The organism is Halohasta sp. A2 (assembly GCF_056175805.1).
In genome coordinates this window covers 1-428 of the sequence record NZ_JAQFWV010000215.1, presented here as the reverse complement: position 1 = coordinate 428, position 428 = coordinate 1, and the positions used below count along the sequence as shown (strand labels likewise).

The window sequence follows — 428 nt, the reverse complement described above, 5'->3', positions numbered from 1 at the left end:
CGTTCTTCAGAGACACCAAGCAGGACCTCGGTTTTGGCGACTGCGAGCTCCGGCATGCCGCAGGTGCCAGTCGGCACTGGCACCTGCTGATGCTGGCCTACAGCCTCCTTAAGCTGGGTGCTGCACACAGCGCTCTTGGAACGATTCTCGGTCACGCAGCGTCGCTTCGTGCCGATATCAAACGTTCCTTCCGTGAAGGCGTCGAAAATCTCCTTTCCTGGGCACTCAACAGACCGAACCGAAGTACCGACGAGCTAATGCAACAAATCGAGGGCATCTTCGTCTAACGTGCGAAGTCAAGTCAAAAAGTCGTCCAACGACTGTACGACAACCTCTCGACACTGAAGGGACGGAAGGAGAACGGCTACCGCGTCGGCGAACTGAAGTGGAAGGCTCCGCAGAAATATCGCTCGATCACGTACAGTCAA

Annotated in this window: 2 pseudogenes; both read left to right on the top strand. The window is 56.1% G+C overall.

Annotated elements, in window-relative coordinates:
- Positions 1 to 287 (top strand): annotated as a pseudogene (locus O2S87_RS18855) (IS701 family transposase); the annotation flags it as partial.
- A gap of 3 nt (positions 288 to 290) precedes the next feature.
- Positions 291 to 428, top strand: a pseudogene (locus O2S87_RS18850) (RNA-guided endonuclease TnpB family protein); the annotation flags it as partial.